This window comes from Ensifer sp. LBL (assembly GCF_050435225.1).
In the GTDB taxonomy this organism is placed as follows: Bacteria; Pseudomonadota; Alphaproteobacteria; order Rhizobiales; family Rhizobiaceae; genus Ensifer.
Genome location: NZ_JBNDJY010000002.1, coordinates 400500 through 420698 on the forward strand (window position 1 = coordinate 400500; position 20199 = coordinate 420698).

Consider the following 20199-nt stretch of genomic DNA (forward strand, 5'->3'; position numbering starts at 1 on the left):
GGGGGAGACCGGATGGCACGACGCACGACCTCAGGTCTCCTGTTCCAGGGTTCCGACTGGAATTTTGCGACGCTATCGCGTGCCTATGACGCGATCGAGCAGGTCGCGATCGAGGAAATGGGCCTCAGCGTCTACCCGAACCAGTTGGAGATCATCACTTCCGAACAGATGCTCGACGCCTATTCCTCCGTCGGCATGCCGCTCATGTACCAGCACTGGTCTTTCGGCAAGCGCTTTGCCTATGAGGAGCATCACTACCGCAAGGGCCACCGCGGTCTTGCCTATGAGCTGGTGATCAATTCCAATCCCTGCATCACCTATCTCATGGAAGAAAACACCATGGCGATGCAGGCGCTCGTGACCGCGCATGCCGCCTTCGGGCATAACCACTTCTTCAAGAACAACTATCTCTTCCGCCAGTGGACCGATGCCGGCGCGATCCTCAGCTACATGGATTTCGCCAAGAAATACGTGACCAAATGCGAGGAGCGCCACGGCACTGCCGCCGTCGAAGCGATCCTCGATTCCGCCCACGCACTGATGGACCAGGGCGTCTTCCGCTACCGCCGCCCGCCGCGCCTCTCCTCGGAGAAGGTGCGCGAGAGGGCGCGCGAACGGCTGGAATATGAGGAGCAGACCTATAGCGACCTCTGGCGAACGCTGCCGCAGGTCGCCGAGAACCGCGATCCGGCCGAGGCCGAGCGCGACGCCTCCGAGCGCAAAAAGGTGCTCAACCTGCCGGAAGAGAACCTGCTCTATTTCCTCGAAAAGCACAGCCTGATCCTGGAGCCCTGGCAGCGGGAACTGCTCAGGATCGTGCGCGTCATCGCGCAGTATTTTTCACCGCAGCGCCAGACGAAGGTCATGAACGAGGGCTGCGCCACCTTCGTGCATTACACCATCATCAACCGCCTCTACGACCAGGGCAGGATCGGCGAAGGCCATATGCTGGAGCTGTTGCAGAGCCATTCCAACGTCGTCTTCCAGCCGGATTTCGACGACCGCCGCTATCCCGGCATCAATCCTTACGCGCTCGGCTTTGCGATGATGCAGGACATCCAGCGGATTGCCACCGAGCCGACAGAGGAAGACCGCGACTGGTTCCCCTCCTTTGCCGGCAACGGCGACTGGATGGAAACGCTGCGTGACGCCTGGGCGAACCATCGCGACGAGTCCTTCATCCTGCAATATCTGAGCCCGGCGGTGATGCGCAAGTTCCGGCTGTTCCAGCTCTCCGACCGATCTTCGGACCGTTTCGTCGAGGTTGCCTCGATCCACAACGAGCGCGGCTATTCCGCGGTTCGTTCAGCGCTCGCCAACAGCTACGACGTTGCCGCCAACCAGCCGGACATCCAGGTGATGGACGTCGACCTGCTCGGCGATCGGCAATTGCGGCTGCAGCACAACGTCAAGCATGGCATCCTGCTCGACGAAGGCAGCCGTGACGCGACAATGCGCCATATCCGCCATCTCTGGGGCTACGAGGTGAGCCTTGCCGGCGTCGACGCGCAAAGCGGACGCACGGTCTACGAGTGCTCGACGGCCAAATCGTCCGAGTGAGCGGAAAAAGCCGTGCGTCGTGACCATCAGCAGAATTGGTAGCAGCCATTAGAATTATTAGGCCAATAAGACGCAACTCCGCGCAGCGCATGGGTGGCACACCTTGCGGCGCCACGACCCCTTGGCGCAGGGTCAGCCTGCGATAACGTCCGGCGTGGCCGGCAAGGTCGCCGCCTCCTCTTCGGCCGCGGAGGCGAGCCAGTCGTGGAAGGCGTTCATCGCCGGCGTGACGGGGCGCGATTTCAGCCGCGTCAGCCAGTAGCTTCCCATCGAGGTATGAACGTCGAAGGGCTGGCGCATGGTGCCGTTCGACAGCAGCCGCGAGAACATCAGCGGCGGCGCCAGTGCCACGCCGATCCCTTGAGCTGCGGCCTCCATCATCGCCAGCGAACTATCGAAGACAATACCCTTGAGCAGCGGCGCCGGATAGGCGATGCCGGCTGCATCGAACCAGGTCACCCACTCGTCGGCCCGGTAGGACCGGAGCAGCGTCTCGTCGAGCAGATCGGCTGGCGTCGTCAGCCGCTCGGCGATCTCGGGGATGCAAAGCACGGACAAAGGCGCCTCGAAGAGCCGCGTCGCCTCGATATTGTGCCAGGAACCGCCGCCGAAGCGAATGGCGAAATCGAGACCTTCGGCCGCCATGTCGACGCGGTTGTTATTGGTGGAAAGACGAACGTCGACAAAGGGATAGTTCGCCTGGAAGTCGGCAAGACGCGGCAGCAGCCAGCCGACCGCAAACGTACCGACGGCGCCGATCATCAGCACTTCGCGGATATGCCCGGCCTCGAAGCGGTCGAGCATGTCCGCCATCCGGTCGAAGCTATCGCGCAGGACCGGCAGCAGCGCCTCGCCCTCGGCCGTGATCATCAGCCCGCGCGGCAGCCGCTTGAACAGGGTCACGTTCAGGCGGCTTTCGAGAAGCTTGACCTGATGGCTGACCGCGGCTTGCGTAACGCAGAGCTCGATCGCCGCGCGGGTAAAGCTCAGATGCCGCGCCGAGGCTTCGAAAGCGCGCAGCGCATTGAGCGGAAGATATGGCCTGACCATGAATGCCCTAACTCACCTAATGGGTCTTGCAAATAAACGTGGTTTGTTGCGCAAGCACAATCCCTTTACGGTGAACTTTATCGGCGGTGCGTGCCGTTGCCCGGCAGCCGCCAACTCAGGAAAGGCGCGGTCAACCGCGCCGCTTTCGGAGACCCGATCCATGCACTGTTTCATCTGGCCCTAGCGGCCGCTGGCACCGTCGCCGAGCCCACGTCCGTGGACGTAGGCGTACTCCAATATTCCGCTCCGCATGCGCTTCCCGCCGCACGAACGCCCGTGCCGGCGACGCTGCCTGCCGCCTTGAAGGTCCGCTCTGCGCATTATGAAGTTCGTCGCAAATCTGCTCGGCACATGCCTCAACCTTACTGTCGTCGTCGCGCTCGCTTCCGCCGCGCTCGTCGCAGCCCTGACGCGGCACCTGCCCGATCACCGCACGCTCGCCAATTGGGAGCCGGCGGTGACCAGTCGTCTCTATGCCGCCGACGGCACGATGGTCGCGGAACTCGCGCGGGAGCGCCGGCTGTTCCTGCCCATCGCCACCATCCCCGCGCGCGTGCGCCAGGCATTCCTCTCCGCCGAGGACAAGAACTTCTACACCCATCCCGGCATCGACGTCGCGAGCATCGGCACGGCGCTGCTCGCCAACCTCGCCAACTACGGCTCCGGTCGGCGCATGATCGGCGGCTCGACGATCACGCAGCAGATCGCCAAGAATTTCCTGCTGACGTCGGACCGCACGGTGGAGCGCAAGCTGCGTGAGGCGATCCTTTCGCTTCGGATCGACCAGACCTATTCCAAGGACCGCATCCTCGAACTCTATCTCAACGACATCTATCTTGGGCGCGGTGCCTATGGCGTCGCGCAGGCAGCACTCACCTATTTCGACAAGCCGGTCAGCGAGCTTTCAGTCGCGGAGGCCGCCTTCCTCGCAGCCCTGCCGAAGGCGCCCAACAATTACGACCCGGACCGGCAGGCGGAGCGGGCCATGGGCCGGCGCAACTGGGTGATCGACCAGATGCGGCAGAACGGTGTCATCGACGCTGCCGCCGCCGCCAAGGCATCCGCCACCCCCCTCGGCGTCAGGCAACGCCAGCAATCGCCCGCGGTCGCGAGTTCCGACTATTTCACCGAGGACGTCCGCCGCCAGCTCAATGCCCGGTATGGCGAGGCCGCCCTTTATACGGCCGGCTTCTCGGTACGAACGACACTCGATCCGCGATTGCAGGCGGCGGCCATGGCGGCACTGCGCAAGGGCCTCGTCGCCTATGACCAGGCGAAGGGTTACCGCGGCCCCGTCACCCGGCTGCCCTCGACCGGAAACTGGGCACCGGCACTCGCCAAGCTGCAGCCGCTTGCCGACGTGCCGGAATGGCGCCTCGGCGTGGTGCTGGCGACCGACAAAGATGGAGCAGAGATCGGGCTAAGACCTCCGGCTGCGGTACGAAGCGGGGCACTTGGCACCGACGAGACGATCCGCCTTGGCCGACCCGGCATGGCCTGGGCGCTCTGCCGCTCGGCCAAGACAAAGCGGGGCTGCGCCGCGGGACCGGACGGGGTTCTTGCGCCCGGCGACGTCGTCTATGTCGAAAAGGTGGGCGACGGCTATGCGCTTCGGCAGCCGCCGCTCGTGCAGGGCGCGCTCGTCTCGATGGACCCGAACACCGGCCGGGTGCTCGCAGTTGCCGGTGGTTTTTCCTATGCCCAGTCGGAATTCAACCGCGCGACCCAGGCCTATCGCCAGCCGGGCTCGTCGTTCAAGCCCTTCGTCTATGCCGCTGCCCTCGACAACGGCTATGCGCCGACGACGCTGGTGATGGATGCGCCGATCGCCCTTGCCGATGGCGCCGGGCGGATGTGGAAGCCGAAGAATTACGACAGGCGCTTCAGCGGTCCCTCGACGCTGCGCGTCGGGCTCGAAAACAGCCGCAACCTGATGACCGTGCGTCTTGCGCGCCATCTCGGCATGGACCTGGTCGCCGACTATGGCAAGCGTTTCGGCATCTATGACGAGCTGAAGCCTTACCTGCCGATGTCGCTCGGCGCCGGCGAGACGACGCTGCTCAGGCTGGTCTCGGCCTATGCCGTCATCGCCAACGGCGGCAAGGCCGTCACGCCGTCGATGGTCGATCGCATCCAGGATCGTTACGGCCGCACGATCTTTCGCCACGACCAGCGCAAATGCGACGATTGCACCGCCTCCGACTGGACCGCCCAGCAAGAGCCCGTGCCCGTGGACGACCGCGACTACGTACTCGATCCGATGACCGCCTATCAGGTGACCTCGATGCTGCGCGGCGTTGTCGAGCGTGGCACCGCCCGAAACGTCGGCGCGCTCGGCGTGCCGATCGCCGGCAAGACCGGCACCACCAATGACGAGAAGGACGTCTGGTTTGTCGGCTACACGCCTAATGTCGTCACCGGGGTCTTCCTCGGCTACGACACGCCGAAGCCGATGGGCTATGGCGAAACCGGCGGTGGCCTTGCCGCACCCATCTTCATCGACTTCATGAAGGTGGCGCTTGCCGGGCGGCCGGCGGCCGATTTCCACGCGCCAACGGGCATGACGGTCGAGGCGATCGACCGGAGAAGCGGCCAGCCGGTGCCGGCAGGCACCCCCGGTGCCATTCTCGAATCCTTCAAGCCGGGCACCGCGCCCTGCGCCAACGGCTGCCCGGTCATCGACGGTTTCGAAACGGCGAGCACATCGGCAACAGTCGATGCGGACCTTACGCCCGAACAGCGCGAGAAGCTTCTCACCAACAGCAGCGGACTTTATTGAGATGGCACGCAAGGTTCAGCCCCGGCCGGATCCCCGCGGTCGCCTTCTCCTCGTCATCGGCGCCTTCGCGCTCGTCTTCGGCCTCATGCTCGCGCGGCTTGTCCAGCTGGGTGTCGCCGACTACGAGCGCACCGGCTACATACCGCCGCCGCCATCGCTTGGCCGCCCCTCGATCTTTGACCGCAACGGCAATCTGCTGGCGATCGACGTTCCGAGTTCCGGGCTCTATGCCGAGCCTCGGCTGATCGTCGATGTCGACGAGGCGGTCGAGAAACTGACCGAGATCTTTCCTGATCTCGACGGGCGCGACCTCTATCGACGCCTGAAGAGCGGTGCGGCCTTTGCCTGGATCAAGCGCCAGGTGACGCCCGCCGAAGAGCAGGCAGTCTGGAACGCCGGCCTTCCGGCGATCGGGTTCCAGCGCGAGAAGCAGCGCTTCTATCCCAACGGGACGCTTGCCGCCCATGTGCTTGGCGCGGTCGATATCGACAATATCGGCATCGCCGGGATCGAGCGCTGGATCGAAGGTCAGGGGCTGGAGGTGCTGCGCCAAAGCGGCATGGATCTCTCCCATCGCAATCTCGAGCCGGTCAGCACGACGCTCGATATTCGCATCCAGCACGCGCTTGAGGTCGAGCTGCGCAAGGCGATCGCCAAGTTCAGCGCCAAGGCCGGCGCCGGGCTGGTGCTCGACGTCACCAATGGCGAGATCCTGGCGCTCGTTTCTTACCCGGATTTCGACCCGAACCTGCCTGTCGATGCGCTGAAGCCCGACCGCATCAACCGCATCGCCGCCGCCACCTTCGAAATGGGCTCGACCTTCAAGGCACTAACGACGGCCATGGCGCTCGATTCCGGCCAGTTCACGCTTCGCTCCGTCGTCGACGCCAGCAAGCCGCTTGCCTTCGGCCGCTTCCGCATCAACGACTACCGCGGCCAGCATCGACCGCTGACGGTGCCGGAAGCCTTCATCTATTCCTCGAACATCTCGATGGCGAAGATGGCGATCGCGGTCGGCCCAGAAAACCTGCGGGCATTCCTGACGCGCTTCGGGCAGATGTCGCGGCTGACGACGGAACTGCCGGAAAGCGCCCATCCGCAATTGCCGCGGCGCTGGGGCGAGATCGACACGGCCACCGCGTCCTACGGTCACGGCATCGCCGTGACGCCACTGCAGGCGAGCATCGCGGTCGCGGCGCTGGTCAACGGCGGGCGTCTCATAAGGCCGACGCTGATCAAGGGCGCGGCGCTCGACGAACGCATTATCGCGCGCGATCTGATCAAGCCGGAGACCGGCGAGGCGCTGCGCTATCTGCTGCGGCTCAACGCCAAGACCGGCTCGGCCAAGAGGGCGGAGGTCAAAGGCTACTTCATCGGCGGCAAGACCGGCACGGCCGAAAAGGTGGTTGGTGGGCGCTACTCGAAGGAACTGAACATCACATCCTTCATGGGCGTCGTTCCCGTCGACAATCCGCGCTATCTGCTTCTCACCTTGCTCGACGAGCCCAAGGGTCTGAAGGAGACCTATGGCTTCCGCACCTCCGGCTGGAATGCAGCACCGCTCGGCGGCGCGGTATTCGAACGGATCTTGCCGATGCTTGCGCTCATGCCCGATTTCGAAATCGCCGACGTCAGCTTCCCCGAGATCAGCAGCCAGGGCGCCTTTGGCTCCCAGCTTTTTCCGTCATCGTCGGGCATCGGCGAACGCAATAGCGGCGCGATCGACGGAGCGCTTTGATCGCCGTCGACGTTGGGCCGCAATGACGGGGTGGCCGATCGCCGAACGACTCGCTACGCCTCCAGAAAGGCACGGGCGAAACCCGGTTCGGTGACTTCGATCGTCCCGTCGGGAAGCTTCAGAAAGCGCTCGATGGCAGTGCCGTAGGTTCGCATCCAGCCGTCGAGCATCGCGGCAGCGCCGTCGAGGTCGCCGGCCTCCTGCCGCTGCAAGGCCTTGTGCATCACCTTGGCGACACTCAGCCGCAGTTGCAGCAGCATCAGGGCGGAGGCTTCCGGATCGGGCGCATCGAGCGTTCCGTCCGCGTGCCCACGCCGCAGCATCTCGGCGACCAGCGGGACGCTGACGGCCATCAGCGCCTCGTCGATACGATGATAAAGCGCCACATTTTCGGGCTTGAAGAGGGCGTTGAAGCTGTTCTTCAGCTGCGGCGCCATGTCGAGCTTCAGCCGCCGCGAGCCGGCGAAAAGCGCATTCAACTGTCCGACCGCGTCAAGCGACGGATCCTCGAAAAGCGGCTGCAATTCCTTCAGGTTCCGCTCAGCCAGGCGGGTCGCGACCGCCTCCAGCAGCGCCTCCTTCGAGACGAAATAATGGTAGAAGGCGCCCTTGGAGACATTGGCCTCGCGGATGACGTCGTTGACCGTCGTGTTCTCATAACCGTGCAGGAAGAACAGACGCTCGGCGCAATCGATCAACTCGTTCGATCGAACTTCCGGCGATTTCTTCGTTCTGACCATGAGCGCTCCCAGAAGGGCGGCTTAGCACGGGTTTGCGGCGCGGTCCACGATGCTGCCGAAGGTCGAGGAAGTGGATGGCCTTGAAACAAACCGACCGTCGGTCTATTTATACAGAACGGATAGGAAGCGTTCAAGGAGCGTCTCGTGCGGCTCACTCGTTATGCAATCGGAGCGGCCGTTGTCGTTGCCATCGGTGCGGTAGGCGCCTGGTATTTTCTTCGCCCGGTTCCCGTCTCCGTCATTTCGCCGAACCGCGGCGATGCGGCGGAGATCATCTATGCCGATGGCGTGGTGGAGCCGCGCACCTGGGCAAAAGTCACGCCGACTGTCGCCGAGCGCATCGTCGAGCAGTGCAATTGCGAGGGCCAGCGTGTCGCCAAGGGCGACGTGCTCGCCCGTCTCGACGATACCGAGGCACGGGCGGCACTCGGCGAACTGCAGGCGCGGCTGACGCTGGCGCAGGAGGAATACCGGCGCAAACTCGCGCTTGCCGAACGCAGCACCATCAGCGAACAGGAAGTCGACCGGGCGCGCAGCGAACTCGGCCAGCTCGAAGCACTCGTTGCCGGCCGCCAGGCGCGGCTCGCGACCTATGTGCTGCGCGCACCGAGCGCCGGACAGGTGCTCCGGCAGGACGGCGAGATCGGCGAGGTCGCGGATCTCGGCACCGTGCTGTTCTGGGTCGGAGAGCCGAAGCCCCTGATCGTGACCGCCGACGTCAACGAAGAGGATATCCCACGCGTCGAAGTCGGCCAGGAGGCGCTGCTGCGGTCGGACGCCTTCCCCGATCGCAAGCTGGAAGCGACGGTCGACAGCATCACGCCGAAGGGGGACCCGGTAACGAAGACCTATCGCGTGCGCTTTCGACTGCCCGACGACACGCCACTTCGGATCGGCATGTCGACCGACGTCAACATCATCGTGCGGGTCGCCAATGGCGCCTTGATCATCCCGACCGTGGCGCTGGAGGGAACGAAGGCCGCCGTGATCGACGGCAACCGCGCCCGGATCCGTGAGCTGAAAACAGGCATCCGCGGCGGCGGCGGCGTCGAGATCCTCTCCGGCCTCGAAGACGACGCGCTTGTCGTTTCACCCTTCCCGACCGGTCTTGCCGACGGTACGCGGGTGAAAGTCACCCCTTTGCCGGAGAAATGAGCCCGCCATGCGCCTCATCCTCGACATCGCACTGACGCACATCTCCGGTCGGGGCCGGCAGACGATCGTCGCGATGCTGGGTGTGGCCGTCGGCGTCGGCTTCTCCATCGCCATGGCGGCGCTGATGCAGGGCGGCCAGGACGACTTCGTCCGCCAGCTCGTCGACACCATGCCGCATGTGCAGGTGACCGACGAGCAGCGCACGGCGCGCCGCCAGCCGGCGGAAGGCCTTTTCGATGCCGCCGCCATTTCCGGCCTGAGACCACGCGACGACCGCCGCGGCATCATCAACCCGACGGCAGCCCTATCCTGGCTCGACGGCTGGGTTCCCGGCCGCTTTGCCGCCACCCTCAAGGCGCAGGGCGTGCTTCGCTATTCCGGCCAGGAGGTGGGCGCCGCCGTCATCGGCATCGATCCGCAGGCGGAGCCGCGGGTCTCGCCGATCATCGGAGACTTCAAGGCGGGCAGCTTCGCAGCCCTTACCGCCGGCGGCAACAATGTGGTGATCGGCGATACCATGGCCACCCGGCTCGGCGCCAAGCTCGGCGACACGATCACCGCCGTCTCTTCGGAAGGGCTCAGCCGCCGCTTCAAGATCGTCGGCCTCTTCCACACCGGAACGACCGCCCGCGACGAGGGCGAGGCCTATGTGCTGCAGAAAAACGCGCAGATCCTCTCGGCCCGGCCGAACGCGATCAACGTGGTCAACATCAAGCTCGACGATCCGAACGCCGCCCCGGCGGTCGCGCGGCGCATCGAGGCGGAGCTTGGCTACAAGGCCGTTGCCTGGCAAGAAGCCAACGAGTCCATCCTTGAGGCGCTCGTGGTGCGCAACGCCATCATGTACACGGTGGTCGCCGCGATCATGCTGGTCGCCGGCTTCGGCATCTTCAACATCATCTCGACGATCACGCACGAAAAAGCGCGCGACATCGCCATCATGAAGTCGCTCGGCTTCACCGAGGCCGACATGCGCATCCTCTTCGTGCTGGAAGGCGTGGCCATCGCTACAGCCGGTACGCTTCTCGGCTGGGCGTTCGGTTTCGCAATGATCTACGCGCTCTCGCTCGTCCGTTTCGAACTCGCGGCCACTGGCCAGGAAATGACCCGGCTGCCGATCGCCTGGAGCAGGCTGCACTATCTGATCGCCGCCACCTTCGCGCTCGGATCGGCAGCGGTTGCCGGCTACCTGCCGGCCCGGCGCGCCGCCCGCGCCAATCCCGTCGACATCATCCGGGGCGCGACATGAGCACGCTGATCGAAACAAGGGATCTGACGCGGATCCTGAGGGAGACCGTACCGGTCACGCTGGTGAAGGACATCACCTTGAGCATCGGCGAGCGGGAATTCGTCGCCATCACCGGCCCCTCCGGTTCCGGCAAATCGTCGCTTCTCTATCTGCTCGGCCTGCTCGACCGGCCGACGGGCGGCACACTTTCGATCCGCGGTCGCGATACGGCGCAGATGGACGAGGACGAACGGGCCGCCACGCGGCTCGCCAATATCGGCTTCGTCTTCCAGTTTCACTTCCTGCTGCCGGAATTTACCGCCCGCGAGAACGTCGAGATCCCGATGCGCAAGCTCGGTCGCCTTGGCCGGAGCGAGATGCGCGAGAAGGCAGGCGAGTTGCTTGTCGCGCTCGGGCTTGCCGATCACCTGGACAAGCGGCCCGACCAGCTTTCGGGCGGCCAGCGCCAACGCGTCGCGGTCGCCCGTGCGCTCGCCAACGATCCGCCGCTGATCCTCGCCGACGAACCGACCGGCAGCCTCGACAGCAAGAGCTCGGAGCAGGTCTTCCGGATCCTGGAAACGCTGGTGCGCGAAGAGGGCAAGACCGTGGTCGCGGTCACCCATGACCTGGACATGGCCGCGCGCATGGACCGGCGCCTTCACCTCATCGATGGGCGCCTGACCACGGAGGCCGACGATGCCGCACCCAAAGACGAAGGTGCGGCTCCGGCGGTCTGACGACGCGGCCTCAACCGAAGACGAGATCGCTCTCCGAGAGCACCGAGAGCGAGACATCCTCGATCAGAATGCCTTCGGTTTCCGAGCCATTGAAGGAGACGAACACGCCATCGGCCGTATCGCGCGCCGCGGCCAGGAAATCGGCATAGCTGTGAATACCCGTCGTGTCCTGGGCCTCGTCGGAAAAGGCGATGCGGTCACCCTGCCGACCATCGAAATCGAGAATGCGGTCGAGGCCTGCCTCGCCGGAGGTTTCCGACGACCAGGAAAATGTGTCGGCGCCGCGACCACCCGTCAACACATCGCTGCCGTTGCCGCCGCTCAACAGATCGTTCTCGGAGCCGCCATCGAGGAAATCCGCCCCGTCGCCACCGAAAAGTTGGTCGTTTTCCGACGCCCCGCTAAGCCTGTCGTCGCCGCCGCGCCCGTCGAGGATGTCGTTGCCGCTCGAAGAATAGAAGGTGTCGTTGTCGTCACCGCCGCGCAGCACATCGTCGTAGCCCCCGCTCGAGACGTTGAAATATTCGATACCGGTGAAGGTCAGGCCGGTATGGGTGACACCCCGTGCCGCGTCGAAGTCCATCGCCTCCGGCAGGCCGCCATAGTTTAGGTTCAGGAGATCCCGGCCCTCGCCGCCATCGACCTCGCCGAGGTAGCGGGCATTGATCGTATCGTTGCCCGCGCCGCCACGCAGGATCGACGCGACGCCGAGGCTGCCGCTGCCGGGAAAGGTGTCCTGCAGCCAGTCGTCTCCGGCCCCGCCATCGAGCACGTCGCTGCCGCCGGTATTGGCAAGCGTGTCGCTTCCGTCGCCGCCATAGGCCACGTCGTCGCCAGCGCCGGTGACGATCGTGTCGTTTCCAGCACCCCCGTGAATGTAATCGCTGCCGTCTTCGCCATAAAGCGCATCCGCCCCGGCGCCGCCTTCGAGATGATCGTTTCCAGCACCGGCCTCGACCACGAGATAGTTCAGATCGCCGGCGATGACCCGGTCGTTGCCGCTGCCGAGCATGAGGCTCGCCTCCTCGATGCCGCTAATGACCGTGCCGGTCGAGGCGCGTCCGGCGGAAAAGTCGATCGTCAGGTCGCTCGTGCGCTGTGTTTCCTTGATCCATAGCCAATCCTGGCCCGCCCCACCGTCGATTTCCGCCGAATAGAGCGTCGAGGTAATCTGGTCGCGGCCGTCGCCGCCAAACAGACGATTGGCGCCGAGCCCGTCAATGATCGTATCGTCGCCGGCACCCGCATCGACGAAGTCGTTGCCGCCGGCAGTCTGGATGACATCGGAAAGGCTACTCCCGAGGATCCGGTCGTTGCCGCTTCCCGTCGTCACTTCGATCTTTTCGATGCCGTCATAGGTGACGAAGATGTGCCGCTCGCCCGCTGTCTGGTAACCGATGATGCCGTGGCCGTTTTCCAGGTTGAAGACGACGGGGGATTTGGCGGCGACGAGATCAATGGCCAGCGTATCGGTGCCGCTGCCGCCGGAAACGGTGCTGCCGGTACCGATGAGAACGAAGCGGTCGTTGCCCGCGCCGCCATCGAGACGGTCGTGACCGCCGCTGTTGGTGATGAGATCGTTTCCGCCACCGGCGTAGACGACATCGTTGCCGGCGCCGGTCGAGATGTTGTCGCCCGAGGCGGTACCGGTGATCCGGTCGTCGCCACTGCCGGCAAGCACCCGCAGCCACTCGATATCGTGGAAGAAGACGTGACGCCCGGCGACCGTGGGATCGCCGACATAACCGTGGCCGGCCGCGCCGTTGAACACCATCTTCTCGGAGGTCTGCGAGAAATCGACCACGAGACCGTCATAGCCGGCCCCTCCGGTGACCGCGCCACCCGTCCCGTTGAGCACGATCTGGTCGTCGTCGGCGCCGCCGTCGAGGCGATCGTAGCCACTCGAGCTGATGAGGGTATCACGCCCGCCGCCGCCGCTGACGAAATCATCACCAGCGCCGCCATCGATCGTGTCGGCGCCGAACAGCCCCCAGATTCGGTCGCTTTCCCCGGTCCCCTTCAAAACGTCGCTCCCATAGGAACCTACGATCCTCGCCATGCGATCACTCCCCTTCAAACGATTTTCGAAAATACTTTGCTGTATGAATGTTAATTCGTCGCCATGGACTGTATGTATATAAACAAGTAAAGCAATACCAAAATAAATACTTGAAATAACGGCAATATAATTCGAGATTTATATTAGATATTTCGCGCGTATATTTTCATCGCCGTCGCGTTGCCGGACAACTGCCATGGCCTTGCCGCGAGTCCCGGGCGCGAGCTTTCGGAAAAGACAGAACCCAAGCCACGAACCGTGAGAGCCGCTCGTTTGCGGACACGCCGAATTTTGCCCGCGCTTAAGAGGAGTGATGGCGCAGCGCGCCCACTGGGAGGTGGCGGCCTGACGCGGTTGCGGCCTACGCTATCCCCGCATCGATGCGCTTGCCCAGCGCCTCGTCGCTTGCGCGGCACCGTCGAAGCTCGCCTCGAAGGCCGCGGATGCGAGCACGGCGCGAATGTGGAGCGTTTCGCCGCCGACATTGGCAAAGCCGTGCCGACGTCGTTTCGGCACGATCAGCGATTGATGGGCGGTGAGAAGGAAGCGTTCGTCGTCGATCCACATTTCCGCCTTCCCCGCGACCACCGTCAGCACTTCTTCGACAGGATGGCTATGGGTGGGCGCGCCGGCGCCGGGCGCGATCCATTGTTCGAACAGGCACAATCCGGAAGCGCCGTTGAGCGCGGAGATCAGCATGCGGGTCTCGACGCCCGGGCGCCACGTCTCGATCGGCCAGTCTTCATGCGCGATAGCTCCCATGACGTGCTCCCCGCCGATGAAATCCAATCTGAAGTTTATCAGCTTGAGCCAATCGACACGACCGATCCCGCGGTACGGAGCGCTCAAGGGCGCCTGATGCGCCGCCTTGCCGATAGCTGGGCAAAAGGAAGGGGCGGCGCGGAGCGCCGCCCCTTCTTCAGAGACTAGGGTGTGAAAGCCGCCTACGATCAGTTGATGACCTGGACGACCGTCCTCGACTGCGGCTCGACGATCACGCGGTGCTCATTGACGACCGCATAGGCGTAGCGCGGATTGTCCGGTACGGGCGTCAGGACGACGGCCTGCGGGATGGGTTTACCGATCACCACCTCCTCCTGAACCACCACCGAAGGCGGCGCGGGCTGCTGTTCGACATAGGTGATGACTTCCGGCGGCGGCGGCGTCAGCGCTCCACCGAGCGCGCCACCGACCACGGCGCCTACGCCGGCACCGATCGGCCCACCGACAACGGCACCCGCCGTCGCGCCGCCAACGATACCTGCGGCCGTACCAGCCTTCTGGTTGGCATCCTCAGCAAATGCGGATCCTGCCACCAAAGAAACAACAGCCGCGGCGATTACAATATTCTTCATGATCTCATCCTTTCGTTCGATCACGACATCAACGAAAGGAATAATAAATTGTTCCGAATTCACGCCGTTTTCAGCGCATCACGCTTGATAACTTTCGTTAACAATCAAACCATTATCGGCTTAAAAGTCAGTAAACCGCGCAACCTATCGATAAATTCCGATTCTATACTATAAATAATGATGATTCATTTCCAACCGGATAAGAATGCACTTCGGGCGCTCAAGGCAACACATTTGCCCTGCCAGGCTTTCTGCCCACGCCGACCCATCAGTCCCGAGGCAACCGGCCAAGGAGCAGTTTGTTCCCTTCCCTGTTGCCACAGCGTACGCATTTCAATGCCGGGCCGATGGAATTGAGAGAGACGCCCCATCCGCGCCTGTTTGCAACAAGCCGGCGATCGATCCGCCCCTGGTGCCGGCAGTTCCCGCATTTCGCCACGAGCACATACCATTCCGGCAAGAGTTCCAGGGTCGCCCCGTAATCGGCGGCGTCTTCGCGCGGCATCAGGTCGATGCTTCGACGATGCCTCATGTTCATTCCTCTCGAAGCTTTGGCTCGCTTCGTACGTCATCCAGCCACCGGGCCAGAAGCGGAAGGCTCTGTAGTCAGCGTGCGCCACCGTCGAGCCGAAGCGAAAGCTGGACACCGCCACGCTTCAGCCGCGGCAACGGCGGCGCCATGTCGATGCGGCCAAAGGTGCGCTTGCGCCATTCGGCCTCGCGTTCCCGCTTCTTTCGGGCGGCCGCAACGGCGGCCATGGCGCGTTCGATCACTTCTTCCGTGTGGGTCATGGTCTCCATCCGATTCATGGGAACCTCCGCTTTGTTCTTGTTATGTTCTAATTTTAGCGTTCCAATGTCAATACCCCTTAGGGGGCCGGACGAATCGCTCTTGCCTCATCGACGCTTTCTGCGTCTCCCCGCGCCGGGCGCCGGGTCTGATCGGCCGAAACCAGAGCGACGATCGGCAAAAGAGCGGCTTTCTCCGCCGCCCGATTTTCCTTGTTTTCCAGCGTTCGGCGACCGGTCCTCAAGGCCGCCTCATTAACCTTCGCATTGCCGAATTAACCATTTGTTAACCATTTGATCGATACACCGAAGCAACGGAAAATTTACCAAGATGAACGATGTGTTAACCGAATCCCGGCCGATCCGCCTCAAGGGGCGATCCTTCCTTGCGCTAGCGCTGACCCCCGAGCTTCCGCTCGAGGATTGGCTCACCCGCCTCGACCATCTCGCCTCCCGCTCCGCAGGTTTCTTCCTGCGGCGCCCGGTGGTGCTCGACGTCGATGGCCTTGATATCGACCGGACGCAACTGCGCGAACTCGTCGACCAGCTCGGCAAGCGCAATGTGCGCATCATGGGCATCGAAGGTGCGCGCCAGTCTCTGCTCGGCGCCGACCTTCCGCCCGCGATGACCGACGGTCGCCCGGCGGCGGACTACGAAGCCAAGATGGCGGAACAGGCCGAAAAGACCGAGGCGCCGGAAGCGGAAGCCGAAGCAGGCGCGGAAACGGTGATCACGGCAGAACCGGTTGCCGCCAAGGCGACACCGTCGATCGTGGTCACCCAGCCGGTACGCTCGGGCCAGTCGCTGTTCTTCCCCGAAGGCGACGTGACGATCATCGGCTCGGTCGCCTCGGGCGCCGAAGTCGTCGCCGGCGGCTCGATCCACATTTACGGCGCGTTGCGCGGCCGGGCGATGGCCGGCACCACGGGCAATGCCTCGGCGCGGATCTTCTGCCGCAAGCTCGAAGCGGAACTGATTGCGATCGACGGCTTCTACAAGACGGCCGACGACATGGAGCAGAACCTGCGCGGCAAGGCCGTGCAGATCTGGCTCGACGGCGAAGAGCTGAAGGCGGGAACGCTCGGTTAGGCCGAGGCAAGGAAGGGTGTGGATGCTGGCCATCCGCATCTGGTGATTCAGGTCGATTCGGCCGGGGTCACGAGGACGTAGGCGAAGGCGAATTCACAGATACTTGGAGAGACGTATGGGCAAGGTAGTCGTAGTTACATCGGGCAAGGGCGGCGTCGGCAAGACGACGTCCAGCGCCGCACTGGGCGCCGCACTCGCTCAGAATGGCGAGAAGGTCGTCGTCGTCGACTTCGACGTCGGTCTGCGCAATCTCGACCTCGTCATGGGCGCGGAACGCCGCGTCGTCTATGACCTGGTCAACGTGATCCAGGGCGAGGCCAAGCTGTCGCAGGCGCTGATCCGCGACAAGCGCCTGGAAACGCTCTATCTGCTGCCGGCCTCCCAGACCCGCGACAAGGACAACCTGACGCCGGAAGGTGTCGAGAAGGTCATCGCCGCCCTTCAGAGCGCCTTCGACTGGGTCATCTGCGACAGCCCCGCCGGCATCGAGCGCGGCGCGACGCTGGCCATGCGCCATGCCGACATCGCGATCGTCGTCACCAACCCGGAAGTCTCGTCGGTGCGCGATTCCGACCGCATCATCGGCCTGCTCGATTCCAAGACCCTCAAGGCCGAAAACGGCGAGCGCATGGAAAAGCACCTGCTGCTCACCCGCTACGACCCGATCCGCGCCGAGCGCGGCGACATGCTGAAGGTCGACGACGTCTTGGAAATCCTGTCGATCCCGCTGATGGGCATCATCCCGGAAAGCGCCGACGTGCTGCGCGCCTCCAACGTCGGTTCGCCCGTTACGCTCGCGGACAACCGTTGCGCGCCGGCACTTGCGTACTTCGACGCTGCGCGCCGGCTCAAGGGCGAAGCCCTGCCGATCACCATCCCCGGCGAGAAGCGCAGCTTCCTCGGCAAGATTTTCGGAAGGAAAGCGGCATGAACCTTTTCCGTTTCTTCTCCCGCACCCAGTCAGCGCCGGCCGCCCGCGAACGGCTGCAGGTGCTGCTCGCCCATGAGCGCGCATCAGCCGGCGATAGCGATCTCGTCACCAAACTGCGCGACGAGATCCTCCAGGCGATCTCCAAGCACATGCAGATCGACGACGACAAGGTCCGTGTGACAATGGAGCGCGGCCCGCAGGTCTCGACGCTCGCCGTCGACATCGAGATCCCCTTCGACGCAAAAAAGGCGGCCTAAGGGCCGCCGACGGATTTCGGAAGCAACGTTCCTCTCGGACGACTTCCTGTTTTCAGATACGGCAGTATCCAGCGGGTACTGCCGTATTTTTTATTTCAGATCAGTACTCCGGCGCCACGCCGAAGACGAATTCCACCTTGTCGCCGGTCATGTTGAAATACTGGTGGTCGAAACCCGCCGGAATGTAGAAGCCGTCGCGCGGGTTGAGCTCGAACCAGACCTGGCCCTCGGCATCCGGCACGTGGATGTTCAGGGTGCCCGACACCACGTAGAGGCATTCGTCACCCTTGTGGCGCTCCATGCCGGTGCGTTTGCCCGAAAGCAGCGTCGTCTTGCCGACGGTCAACTGGTCGGTCGCGCAGTAGAGGCCGGTATAGGCGCCCTGCGTTTGTCGATCGAGGCTCAGGAGCAGATCGGCATCGCGCATCGGATGGATTGTCCTGGCCTTGCGCTGCGCTTCGGCCTCCATCGGCCAGCGACCGATGAACTCGCTCTGGCCGTAACGCGATTGCTCGATCTCGATATAGGGCTTGGTACGCGCATAGGGGCCTGACGTACCCTTGGCCGGCGGCGGCGCGAAGAATTCCAGCACGCGGACCTGCTCGTTGCCGAGGTTGAAGCCGTGGTGCCAGGTATCCTTGCGGAAAAACAGCGCCTCGCCTTCCTTTGCGATGCAGAATTCACCCGTCTCGGGATTGGCGAGACCGAGCGTGCCGGAGAGCACGTAGAGAACCTCGTCCGCCCCGAAGATCGTGCGGAAGGCTTCCGTGTGCTTGAAGCAGCCGCCGGGCTGCATGCCGAAGACGATCTGGTGGATGCTGTCCGTCGAGGCATAGATCCAGTCGTCAACGAGACCGGCATTTTCCTCGCCCCACAGATGCCGCGTGACGCCGGCATAGGGGATGTGGCTGGGACGATCGAAAACGGGACGGGGAGACGGCTTGTATCCCATCGGAAAACTCCTTGGTTCTGGGCGCGAAGCGGCGCGCCGATGCGGGGGAATGTCAGCGCGGGACGCGCGCTATTTCGGCGGTGCTTGGGCGTGCGTCCGCTCCAAAAGCCGGGCGGTGACGGCGCGCTTCATCTCGGAGTCGAGGTGCATGACGTTGAAGACCTCCGCCAGCCACATGCCCTCGACCGCCAGTCGCGTGATCGTCGCTTCGACCGGATCGAGGCCGTCGTTTTCGACGGACGCTTGGCAGCGGATATTCTGCTGGCGCACGATCTCAAGAAGGTCGGGGAAGTTCGACAGTGCCGCGGTGATGCTGGCACCCAGGCGGTCGTACTGATCCCCGGTGCTGGTGGCCTCGCCGAGCGTGGCGCGCACATAGGCGCGGGTGTAGCGGCCATGCGGGTCCTCGTCCTCGGTTTCGAGGCCGGAGAGACCGGTCTCGAAACGGTAGACGAAACGCTCGACCATTGCCCGCACCAGCGCGTCTTTGCTGGCGAAGTGGTAGAGAATGCCGCCCTTGCTGAGGCCGGTCTGTTCCGCCACTTCGTCGAAGGTGAGGGATGACACGCCCTTGCCGACGACGATCGCTTCGGCGGCGGTGAGAATGCGGTCACGTGCGGTTTCGCGTTTTGCCATGTCGATACAACTCTAGTGTGTGAAACGTGTCCTGCTATAGCCCCGAACTCTCGCGCAGGCGACCGACGATCTCGGCCATCAGCGCCAGATCCTGACGCGAATCCGAGAGTGTCGTCTTCGGCTTCGTGCCATTGACAAGATGGTCGTGGAAGGCCCGCAGCTCCAGGGCGAAGGGATCGGTGTAATCAGGGCCGAAAGTGCGCGTTTCGGTCTCGGTATCGGTGCTGTCGATCACTTCGAGCGCGGTCGGCAGGTTGCGGATATAGGGCGTGTCGTAGCTGACGCGCAGCTGGCGGCGATCGGACAGCACCTCGATGCGGGCATCGAAGCGGGCGACGTTGTCGATCATCGCCTCGTAGATCGCGGTGAAGTGACCGTAGTCGAACAGCGCGACAATGGATTCGCCGTTGCATTTGTGATGGGCGGCGATCACCCGCTTCGGCAGGCCGATCAGTTCGTGCATCGCCGAGAGGCTGTGCGACGAAAGCCCGGTGAGCACCTGATAGGCGCGCATCAGATCGGCGGGCGCATCCTCGCCGACTACCTGTTTCAGAAGCGCCGTCGTCTGCGCGCGGGATTCGGCCAGGAACGCGGCGTCGAGGTCCGTTGGATAGAAGATGTTGCGGGTCTGTCGAATGAAGAACGGGCCCTCGCAGATGATGTCGCGGACGCGGACATAACGCACGTCGCTCGCAGCCGGCATCATCGCCTTGGCGCGCAGGAAGCTCGGCGAATAGCGGCGCATATAGGCAACGAAGAGCAGCCGGTCGGTGGCGTCCGCCAGCGGCGCGACCGCGTCGATTTCGCCGAGCGTCAGGCAGGCGGGCTTTTCCAGGAAAACGTGCTTCTCCGCCTTCAGCGCCATCTCCAGATAGAAGCTGTGCGTCTGGTCCGGCGTCAGGATGAAGACGGCATCGATGTCAGGCGCAGAGACGAGCGCTTCCGCCGTCTCATATTTCTTTGCGCCCGGATAACGGGCCGAGCAATAGGCCGTCAGGCTCGGCGAGACGTCATAGACGCCGGCGATTTCGAACAGATGGCGATGATCGGCCAGGATCGGCAGATGCATGAGCTGGCTGACTTCGCCAAGCCCGATCAAACCAACACGAACGACACGCATGTGAGTACCCTTTCTGCCTC

Annotated in this window: 18 protein-coding genes; 9 read left to right on the forward strand and 9 right to left on the reverse strand. The window is 63.7% G+C overall.

Translation table 11 applies throughout. The features are described from left to right. The first annotated feature begins 12 nt into the window (after positions 1-12). On the forward strand, positions 13-1560 hold the full coding sequence (locus OKW20_RS09080) for a SpoVR family protein (RefSeq protein ID WP_043621247.1): 1548 nt from the start codon (positions 13-15) through the stop codon (positions 1558-1560). 132 nt (positions 1561-1692) lie between these two features. Here the strand turns inward: OKW20_RS09080 and OKW20_RS09085 are convergent, their stop codons facing one another. Then, positions 1693-2610, reverse strand: a complete 918-nt coding sequence (locus tag OKW20_RS09085) for a LysR substrate-binding domain-containing protein (RefSeq protein ID WP_429171633.1) — start codon at positions 2608-2610, stop codon at positions 1693-1695. A 319-nt stretch (positions 2611-2929) separates the two neighbouring features. On the opposite strand from OKW20_RS09085, the gene OKW20_RS09090 reads away from it, so the two are divergent. Then, positions 2930-5389: a penicillin-binding protein 1A gene (locus tag OKW20_RS09090; protein ID WP_429172303.1), complete on the forward strand. Its 2460-nt coding sequence runs from the start codon at positions 2930-2932 to the stop codon at positions 5387-5389. Between the two features lies 1 nt (position 5390). Next, on the forward strand, positions 5391-7127 hold the full coding sequence (locus OKW20_RS09095; RefSeq protein WP_429171634.1) for a peptidoglycan D,D-transpeptidase FtsI family protein: 1737 nt from the start codon (positions 5391-5393) through the stop codon (positions 7125-7127). A 53-nt stretch (positions 7128-7180) separates the two neighbouring features. Here OKW20_RS09095 and OKW20_RS09100 read toward each other — a convergent pair whose 3' ends face one another. Further along, positions 7181-7867 carry a TetR/AcrR family transcriptional regulator gene (locus tag OKW20_RS09100; RefSeq protein WP_429171636.1) on the reverse strand — a complete coding sequence of 229 codons (687 nt, stop codon included), beginning with the start codon at positions 7865-7867 and terminating at the stop codon, positions 7181-7183. 144 nt (positions 7868-8011) lie between these two features. Here OKW20_RS09100 and OKW20_RS09105 point away from each other — a divergent pair, with 144 nt between their 5' ends. The 3 genes from OKW20_RS09105 to OKW20_RS09115 are packed head-to-tail and all read left to right on the forward strand — an operon-like array spanning position 8012 to position 10990. After that, entirely contained in the window at positions 8012-9022 is a 1011-nt protein-coding gene (locus OKW20_RS09105; RefSeq protein WP_429171638.1) for an efflux RND transporter periplasmic adaptor subunit, read from the forward strand. A gap of 7 nt (positions 9023-9029) precedes the next feature. After that, entirely contained in the window at positions 9030-10271 is a 1242-nt protein-coding gene (locus tag OKW20_RS09110) for an ABC transporter permease (RefSeq protein WP_429171640.1), read from the forward strand. Next, positions 10268-10990 (forward strand): ABC transporter ATP-binding protein, encoded by a 723-nt coding sequence (locus OKW20_RS09115; protein WP_429171642.1) that lies wholly within the window; start codon positions 10268-10270, stop codon positions 10988-10990. The genes OKW20_RS09110 and OKW20_RS09115 overlap by 4 nt, the downstream gene beginning before the upstream one ends. A gap of 10 nt (positions 10991-11000) precedes the next feature. Here the strand turns inward: OKW20_RS09115 and OKW20_RS09120 are convergent, their stop codons facing one another. From OKW20_RS09120 to OKW20_RS09135, 4 genes are all read right to left on the reverse strand, one after another. Continuing rightward, positions 11001-13049, reverse strand: a complete 2049-nt coding sequence (locus OKW20_RS09120; RefSeq protein WP_429171644.1) for a calcium-binding protein — start codon at positions 13047-13049, stop codon at positions 11001-11003. 366 nt (positions 13050-13415) lie between these two features. Continuing rightward, positions 13416-13811 carry a cupin domain-containing protein gene (locus OKW20_RS09125; protein WP_429171646.1) on the reverse strand — a complete coding sequence of 132 codons (396 nt, stop codon included), beginning with the start codon at positions 13809-13811 and terminating at the stop codon, positions 13416-13418. A gap of 188 nt (positions 13812-13999) precedes the next feature. Beyond that, positions 14000-14404, reverse strand: coding sequence for a DUF1236 domain-containing protein (locus OKW20_RS09130; protein WP_429171648.1), 405 nt, complete (start codon positions 14402-14404; stop codon positions 14000-14002). Between the two features lie 606 nt (positions 14405-15010). Further along, positions 15011-15196, reverse strand: coding sequence for a hypothetical protein (locus OKW20_RS09135; RefSeq protein WP_429172305.1), 186 nt, complete (start codon positions 15194-15196; stop codon positions 15011-15013). Between the two features lie 328 nt (positions 15197-15524). Between OKW20_RS09135 and minC the strand changes: the two genes are divergently transcribed. From minC to minE, 3 genes are all read left to right on the forward strand, one after another. Next, on the forward strand, positions 15525-16283 hold the full coding sequence (gene minC, locus OKW20_RS09140; RefSeq protein ID WP_429171650.1) for a septum site-determining protein MinC: 759 nt from the start codon (positions 15525-15527) through the stop codon (positions 16281-16283). A 115-nt stretch (positions 16284-16398) separates the two neighbouring features. Continuing rightward, positions 16399-17214: a septum site-determining protein MinD gene (gene minD / locus OKW20_RS09145; RefSeq protein WP_192450099.1), complete on the forward strand. Its 816-nt coding sequence runs from the start codon at positions 16399-16401 to the stop codon at positions 17212-17214. Beyond that, complete coding sequence (gene minE, locus OKW20_RS09150) at positions 17211-17471, forward strand: cell division topological specificity factor MinE (RefSeq protein WP_034798387.1); 261 nt, start codon at positions 17211-17213, stop codon at positions 17469-17471. The genes minD and minE overlap by 4 nt, the downstream gene beginning before the upstream one ends. Positions 17472-17571: 100 nt before the next feature. Here minE and OKW20_RS09155 read toward each other — a convergent pair whose 3' ends face one another. The 3 genes from OKW20_RS09155 to OKW20_RS09165 form a co-directional block, all read right to left on the reverse strand. Then, positions 17572-18423 (reverse strand): cupin domain-containing protein, encoded by an 852-nt coding sequence (locus tag OKW20_RS09155; RefSeq protein ID WP_043618750.1) that lies wholly within the window; start codon positions 18421-18423, stop codon positions 17572-17574. Between the two features lie 69 nt (positions 18424-18492). Beyond that, positions 18493-19059, reverse strand: coding sequence for a TetR/AcrR family transcriptional regulator (locus OKW20_RS09160; protein ID WP_429171652.1), 567 nt, complete (start codon positions 19057-19059; stop codon positions 18493-18495). Between the two features lie 34 nt (positions 19060-19093). Further along, a complete protein-coding gene (locus OKW20_RS09165; protein ID WP_429171654.1) occupies positions 19094-20179 on the reverse strand; it encodes a Gfo/Idh/MocA family protein in 1086 nt (361 codons plus the stop codon). Positions 20180-20199 lie beyond the last annotated feature (20 nt).